Consider the following 6,593-nt stretch of genomic DNA (forward strand, 5'->3'; position numbering starts at 1 on the left):
TACAAGCTAAATCGAAGATATTTTGGAGATAGCCTCTTTGAAAGGCTTATTATTGCTAACATTACAGGGTTATGATTAAAAACGGATAATCAAAAAAATATTGATTATTTTTACTTATTACAAAAATTATATTTAAACATGAAAAATTTACTTCTTCTTATACTAATAATCTTCTCGCTGAGCTCTTGTGGCGAAGAATGTTATAATGCACCGCAACCTGTTGTTTTTGAATTCGTAAATTCTAACAACGAAAACCTCATTGCAGACGGAAGTCTTTCTCCTTTTTACGTTCGAGATGAAAATAAAAATCTTGTGCAAACTACAACCACTTCAGATCATAAAATTATTATAGAGAATATTGGTGCCTATAACGGTACAAAAAAATATACTTTTTACTCACCAATAAGAGAATTTAATTTCGATGTTGAGTCATCAGAATATAAAGGTGGTTGTAACGGATTTCAGATAAAGAAAATTACGTTTACTGGTTATGCAATAGATATTACGGATGAAAGTGGATTTTATAAAATAGTTTTGAAATAGAGAATTAATTTTTGCAATTAAAGATATTTTTTTCATCAAATTGAGAATTAATGCATAAAATTTGTATTCGATTAATTAAATTTGTTTCAATTTAAATTAAAATATTATGATAAGCAGAGTATTAATGTTGTTAAGTATTTTATTACTAACCTGTTCTTGCAAAAAAGACTGTTATACCGCTCCTGAAAAAGTAGTTTTCGAACTGGTGAATTCTTCAGGACAAAATCTTTTAGAAAACGGAACTCTTACCACTGTAGGAATTTCCGATAGCGATGGAGTTGGTGTACAAATTACAAAAACTAATGATTTTAAAATTGTTTTAGAACGTGTCGGAAGTTTCAACGGTACTAAAAATTACAAATTATACAATACGATTAAAATTGCAGAATTTTCGATAAAATCTTCTCCGGTTACTGATGACTGTGATGGTTTTAAAATAGATGAAATTAAGTTTGATAATGTTTCGTACACCAAAGAAAATGGGTACTACAAAGTTGTTTTAGATTAGGTTTTGAAACTATTTTATGTAAATAAAATCATTTAAAAACAAACAATTAATCATACCACAAACTTCAACATGAAAAAAATATTCTTAAGCTCCTTTTTTTTATTTTTAAGCATTAAAACATTTTCGCAATATCAGAAAGTTTATCGTTTTGATGAATATCAAAAGAATTGGGCTTTAGTAAAAACAAAATCTGGTACTTTTGGATTTATTGACAAAAATAAAAAAGTTGTGGTCGCTCCAATCTACTCTAAAATTGAGAAATTTGGAATTATTCATCCAGATTTTGCATTAGTAAAATCTATTGCAGACACTTATGGACTTATCAACAGAGAAGGAAAAGAAGTTACACCCGCTATTTATGAAAAAATAGGAAAGTTTGGCGACTTCAAAAAAGGTTTCGCTGTGGTAGAATCTACGACCAACCATTTCGGACTTATCGACGAAAACGGAAAAGAGTCTGTACCGCCCAACTATTCTCTGGAAGAACTTAAAATGAAATTCCAATAGTTTTAATCGAAATAAATAATTAAAATTTTAAACTTTTATTAAGAACTATTTTGTTTTTGTATTCATAAATTTGATGTCAAAATAAAATATAAACAATGCTTAATTTCGAGTTTAAAAATCCAACAAAAATACTTTTCGGAAAAGGAGAAATCGCTAAAATTTCAAAAGAAATACCTCAGGATTCTAAAATTTTAATGATTTACGGTGGTGGAAGTATCAAAAAAAATGGTGTTTACGATCAGGTAAAAGATGCTTTAAAAAATCATGAAGTACATGAGTTTGGTGGCGTTCCTGCAAACCCTGAATATGAAGTGCTTATTAAAGCATTGCACTTCATTAAAGAAAATAACATTACATATCTGCTTGCTGTAGGTGGAGGATCGGTAATAGATGGAGTTAAATTTATTTCTGCGGCAGCAAACTACAGCGGCGAACCGTGGGAAATTCTCACAAAACCTGTGAGAACAATGGAAGGTGAAGGAATGCCTTTCGGAACGGTTCTTACATTACCTGCAACAGGTTCTGAAATGAATTCGGGATATGTTATTTCCAGAAGAGAAACAAATGAAAAGCTTTCCAGTGGTGGTCCTGGTTTATTTCCTCAGTTTTCGGTATTGGATCCTGAAGTAATTCGGTCTATTCCTAAAAACCAGATTGCTAATGGAATTGCAGATGCATACACGCACGTTTTAGAACAGTATATGACTGCTCCTTCTTCTGCTGATATGCAGGAAAGAATAGCAGAAAGCATTTTGATGAGTCTTCAGAATACTGCTCCGAAAGTAATGGCAGAAGAATTTAATTATGATGATGCTGCCAATTTTATGTGGTGTTGTACGATGGCTCTTAACGGACTTATCCAAAAAGGTGTTATCACAGACTGGGCGGTGCACGCAATGGGGCACGAACTTACTGCACAATTCGGAATAGATCATGCGAGAACACTTGCTGTAATTGCTCCTTCGCACTATCGCTATAATTTCGAAGCCAAAAAAGAAAAACTTGCACAATATGCAGAAAGAGTTTGGGGAATTTCTGAAGGAAGCATCCATGAAAAAGCTGAAAAAGCTATTGTAAAAATTGAAGAATTTTTCCACAGCCTTCATATACAGACCAAACTTTCAGATTACACAAAAGATTTTGCCGGAACTGCAGAAAAAGTTGAGAAAGCATTTACCGAAAGAAAATGGCTTGGCTTAGGAGAACATAAAAATCTAACGCCTAAAGACGCCTTTAAAATCGTAGAAATGAGTTATTAAACCGTTTAATTTTTATTATTTTGTAACAAGAATCTAAAAACTAAACTATTTTTGAAATTAAAAAATATATTTTCTTCAAATAATTGATTAAAAAAGCACGTTTTCATTATATATATTTCAAATTTATTTATATTTTAGCATATTATAAAATTTGTGAAAATGAAAAAACACCTACTTTTATTTGCCTTTTCTGCATTAGCACTGACTTCTTGTGAAAAAGATGACAACCAAGGGTATGAACTAGATATGCTTAAAGGCGAATGGAAAACTGTAAAAACCGAAGTAATATCGGGTGCTGATAACAAAACTGTACTTCAAACGATGATACCAACAGGTTGCGAAACAAAAAATGTTTTGGAATTCCGAACAGATTATTATGCTTCATACAACGCATTTACAGGATCTGGTGCAAACTGCAGCAATACAAAAGTTGAGGGAAAATATTCATATGATAATGAAACTAAAATATTGGTTACCGACTTTGTAAATGATGTAGATCGACCTTACAAAGTTGTAATACTCAGCAGTTCAGAATTGAGAATAATGACGATGAGTGACAATATAGACCAGAACGGCGATACAAAAATAGATTACACTTACATTACTTATAAAAGATAACTTAACTCCCGAAAATTTCGGGAGTTTTTATTACAACTCAAATTTCAAAAATAAACAGAAATGAAGAACATCTTTTCATTCATACTTATATTTACATTCGGCTTTTTTCTAGCTCAGATTAAAAAACCAATTTTTTGGGACGACATTCAGAATTTTAAAAAGATAGATAAGCAAACAGCACCTCCCGAAAATGCCATTCTTCTGTTAGGCAGTTCATCTTTTACCAAATGGCAAGATGTTTCAGATTATTTTCCCGGAAAAACTATTATCAACAGAGGATTTGGAGGTTCCAGACTTAAAGATCTTAATGATTATGCCGATGATTTGCTAAAACCTTATCATCCAAAACAAATTATCATCTACTGTGGTGAAAATGATTTAGCAGATAACGTAAATCTTAAACCTGAAACGGTAGTGGCACGCTACAAAGAATTGTACGCAAAAATTAGAGAAAGATTCCCAACAGTTCAGGTAGATTATATTTCTATAAAATTTTCTCCAAGCAGAGAACACTTATGGCAGAAAATAAAGGAAGTAAACAGTAAAATATCAAAATTTATTGAGAAAGAAAAAAATGCAGATTATATTGATATTACTCAGGTAATGAACGACTCAAACGGCAACATCAGAAAAGATCTTTTTCTTGATGACATGCTTCACATCACTCCGGAAGGTTATCGGCTTTGGTCTTCTGTTATGAATCCTTACATGAAGTAATTTCTGTTTTTTCAAAGAAGTTTATTTTCGTTTAAAGCATTATTTAAAATTTTATTCGTGCATAAAAAGGTATTAAAAATACATTTTGCAGATTATAAAATTTTTCACTACTTTGTGAAATTTATAAACTATTTCAAATGAAAAAAAAATTATTAATGGCAGTTGTAGCAGGATTTGCTCTTACTGCATGTAAAAAAGATGATGATGAAGTTCCGTCTATCGTAGGAACATGGAAGGTTAATAAATATACTTACAAATATGCCAATGGTAAATTTGAAACTGAAACTCCAGATGCTTGTGAAGCTAAGACCAACATTACCTTCAAAGAAGGCGGAAGCTTAATTAGTGATGAATATTATTCAGGTTCAGGAACGTGTAAATCAGATTATTCTACCGGTACTTACAATTACAAAGAAAACGAAAAAGATCTTTACGTAAGTCTGGATGGAAATACTATGCGTTTCAAAGTCATCACCATCAACAATTTTGAACTTGTTTTATTAGGTGAAAAAGACGATTATGATGGGGACGGAAAAGATGATGAGTACACAATGTATTTAAAGAGATAAAAACAAAAAAGTCCGTTATACAAATTGTAAAACGGACTTTTTTTATTTCTTTCTTTTAGATTTGGATATCGCTTTCTGTTGCGCTCTGTTGGCTCCAAATTTTTTAGGAGCTTTTCTTTTGGAAGGTCCGCCCCAGTTTTCTTTCTTGTTTTTATCTTTTTTCTCGTGGAAAGCACCGCCTCCTTCATACATCTTAACCTGATTAAGGTTTTTCATTACCACATGTTCTTCTTCTGAAGCAATCTTTTTAGGATTAATTTTAACTTCTTCAGGAAAAGCAAGATATTGTAGTTCTTTATCCATTAGAAGTTCAATATCTAAAGCAAGTGTTTCTTCTTTTTTAGTGACAAAAGTAACCGCTTTCCCGTCTTTATCGGCTCTACCCGTTCTTCCTATTCTGTGAATATATTGTTCTGGTACCTCAGGAATTTCAAAATTAACTACATGGGTAATATCGGAAATATCCAAACCTCTTGCCATGACATCGGTTGTAATTAAACCTCTTATTTCCTCATTTTCAAATCTTTTCATCGCTTTCAAACGATAATTTTGGGATTTATTGGAGTGGATTACATCAAACTGACCAGGAAATAATTCGTCTATTTTCGTAAAAACAAGATCCGCATGCTTTTTGTTGTTGGCGAAAACCAAAACTTTAGACATGTCTTCATTTGTTTTCAATAAATGCTCAAGTAGATTTATTTTAGTATTGAAATTTTCTACCTTATAGGCTGTCTGTTCTATTTTTTCGAGCGGAGTTCCAGATTTTGCCAAAGATATTTCTACTGGACTCGCAAAATACTCATCAAGCATATCATCGACAGCTTCTGTCATGGTTGCAGAAAAAAGAATATTCTGTCTTTTTTCTTTCATCATTTCAAAGATATGGGTAAGCTGTGGTCTGAAACCTAAATTCAACATTTCATCAAACTCATCAATAATCAGTTTGGTAACTTCACGCAGGGAAATAGCATTATCAATTGCCAAATCCATCACTCTTCCCGGAGTTCCCACTAAAATATCGCACCCGTCATTAAACAATAATTTTTGGGTATTAATGTTTTTACCTCCGTAAATTCCGATTACTCTTGCAGTAATATTTTCTGTAAGCTTTTCCAGAATTTCAGTTACCTGAACAACCAATTCCCGGGTTGGAACCAAGATTAAAACAGTTGGATTTCCCGTTTTATTGTACTTCCAGGTTTTAAGAACAGGTAAAAGATAGGCTAAAGTTTTACCTGTACCCGTTTGTGCAATTCCCATTACATCTCTACCTGAAAGAATGGGCTTCAAGCTTTTTTCCTGAATTGGTGTAGGCTCAAAAAGATTGAGATCTGCCAAAACATCCAAAATTTTTACCGGTAATTCGAAATCTGCAAAAGTGATTTTATCCATTTTGCAAAGATAGGCAATTATTTGAATTGCTTTTTAAACCAACAATAGAAGTAAATTTTACAGTTCAAATATTTAATTTCAGGTAAAGTTTAGCTAATTTAAATATTTAGATTACTTTCTGGTAATTCTGAGTAAAAGAATTACCGTTAACACCATAGAGAAGCTAAATCCTAAAACTGCGACTAAAGACAGCTCTCCTATTTTGGGACCTTTTTCGGACACAAAAACGATTGCTGTAGCAATAATATTAGCTCCTAAAACCATTGTGAGTATTAAATTGATGATGCTTGATTTAATTAACTGGTTCGTTTTTTCGATATTTTTAATTTCGCTTGAGATAGTAAACTGCTCATCGTCTAACTTTTGGAACACATGTACATCTTCCGGTTTCTTGGCTGTATGATTTTTCATTCAAAAATTCTTTATGCTTTTCAGACCAATCCAAAAACTCTTTGATCCAATACTGTTTTTTAACTT

At 32.0% G+C, this 6,593-nt stretch carries 9 protein-coding genes; 7 read left to right on the forward strand and 2 right to left on the reverse strand.

The window, feature by feature from the left end:
- The first annotated feature begins 138 nt into the window (after window positions 1-138).
- The 7 genes from IV513_RS14720 to IV513_RS14750 all read left to right on the forward strand — a co-directional run bounded on the left by IV513_RS14720 (window position 139) and on the right by IV513_RS14750 (window position 4,721).
- Entirely contained in the window at window positions 139-543 is a 405-nt protein-coding gene (locus IV513_RS14720; protein WP_209391316.1) for a hypothetical protein, read from the forward strand.
- 106 nt (window positions 544-649) lie between these two features.
- On the forward strand, window positions 650-1,051 hold the full coding sequence (locus IV513_RS14725) for a hypothetical protein (protein ID WP_209391317.1): 402 nt from the start codon (window positions 650-652) through the stop codon (window positions 1,049-1,051).
- A 69-nt stretch (window positions 1,052-1,120) separates the two neighbouring features.
- Window positions 1,121-1,558, forward strand: coding sequence for a WG repeat-containing protein (locus tag IV513_RS14730; RefSeq protein WP_209391318.1), 438 nt, complete (start codon window positions 1,121-1,123; stop codon window positions 1,556-1,558).
- Between the two features lie 95 nt (window positions 1,559-1,653).
- A complete protein-coding gene (locus IV513_RS14735; protein ID WP_209391319.1) occupies window positions 1,654-2,817 on the forward strand; it encodes an iron-containing alcohol dehydrogenase in 1,164 nt (387 codons plus the stop codon).
- Window positions 2,818-2,976: 159 nt separating this feature from the next.
- Window positions 2,977-3,435, forward strand: a complete 459-nt coding sequence (locus tag IV513_RS14740; protein WP_209391320.1) for a lipocalin family protein — start codon at window positions 2,977-2,979, stop codon at window positions 3,433-3,435.
- A gap of 60 nt (window positions 3,436-3,495) precedes the next feature.
- Window positions 3,496-4,152 carry a GDSL-type esterase/lipase family protein gene (locus tag IV513_RS14745; protein ID WP_209391321.1) on the forward strand — a complete coding sequence of 219 codons (657 nt, stop codon included), beginning with the start codon at window positions 3,496-3,498 and terminating at the stop codon, window positions 4,150-4,152.
- 137 nt (window positions 4,153-4,289) lie between these two features.
- Complete coding sequence (locus IV513_RS14750; protein WP_209391322.1) at window positions 4,290-4,721, forward strand: lipocalin family protein; 432 nt, start codon at window positions 4,290-4,292, stop codon at window positions 4,719-4,721.
- 42 nt (window positions 4,722-4,763) lie between these two features.
- Here IV513_RS14750 and IV513_RS14755 read toward each other — a convergent pair whose 3' ends face one another.
- Together IV513_RS14755 and IV513_RS14760 are read right to left on the reverse strand one after the other, a co-directional pair.
- Complete coding sequence (locus IV513_RS14755) at window positions 4,764-6,116, reverse strand: DEAD/DEAH box helicase (RefSeq protein ID WP_209391323.1); 1,353 nt, start codon at window positions 6,114-6,116, stop codon at window positions 4,764-4,766.
- Window positions 6,117-6,227: 111 nt separating this feature from the next.
- On the reverse strand, window positions 6,228-6,527 hold the full coding sequence (locus IV513_RS14760) for a hypothetical protein (protein WP_245168962.1): 300 nt from the start codon (window positions 6,525-6,527) through the stop codon (window positions 6,228-6,230).
- Window positions 6,528-6,593 lie beyond the last annotated feature (66 nt).

The organism is Chryseobacterium sp. RR2-3-20 (assembly GCF_017808115.1).
GTDB classification, from domain to species: Bacteria; Bacteroidota; Bacteroidia; order Flavobacteriales; family Weeksellaceae; genus Chryseobacterium; species Chryseobacterium oryzae.

What these genes read in the sequence shown, in the direction of transcription:
- IV513_RS14755 (WP_209391323.1), bottom strand. Translation starts at nt 6,116, where the DNA reads ATGGATAAAATCACTTTTGCAGATTTCGAATTACCGGTAAAAATTTTG.
- IV513_RS14760 (WP_245168962.1), bottom strand. Translation starts at nt 6,527, where the DNA reads ATGAAAAATCATACAGCCAAGAAACCGGAAGATGTACATGTGTTCCAA.
- IV513_RS14740 (WP_209391320.1), top strand. Translation starts at nt 2,977, where the DNA reads ATGAAAAAACACCTACTTTTATTTGCCTTTTCTGCATTAGCACTGACT.
- IV513_RS14730 (WP_209391318.1), top strand. Translation starts at nt 1,121, where the DNA reads ATGAAAAAAATATTCTTAAGCTCCTTTTTTTTATTTTTAAGCATTAAA.
- IV513_RS14720 (WP_209391316.1), top strand. Translation starts at nt 139, where the DNA reads ATGAAAAATTTACTTCTTCTTATACTAATAATCTTCTCGCTGAGCTCT.
- IV513_RS14750 (WP_209391322.1), top strand. Translation starts at nt 4,290, where the DNA reads ATGAAAAAAAAATTATTAATGGCAGTTGTAGCAGGATTTGCTCTTACT.
- IV513_RS14745 (WP_209391321.1), top strand. Translation starts at nt 3,496, where the DNA reads ATGAAGAACATCTTTTCATTCATACTTATATTTACATTCGGCTTTTTT.
- IV513_RS14735 (WP_209391319.1), top strand. Translation starts at nt 1,654, where the DNA reads ATGCTTAATTTCGAGTTTAAAAATCCAACAAAAATACTTTTCGGAAAA.
- IV513_RS14725 (WP_209391317.1), top strand. Translation starts at nt 650, where the DNA reads ATGATAAGCAGAGTATTAATGTTGTTAAGTATTTTATTACTAACCTGT.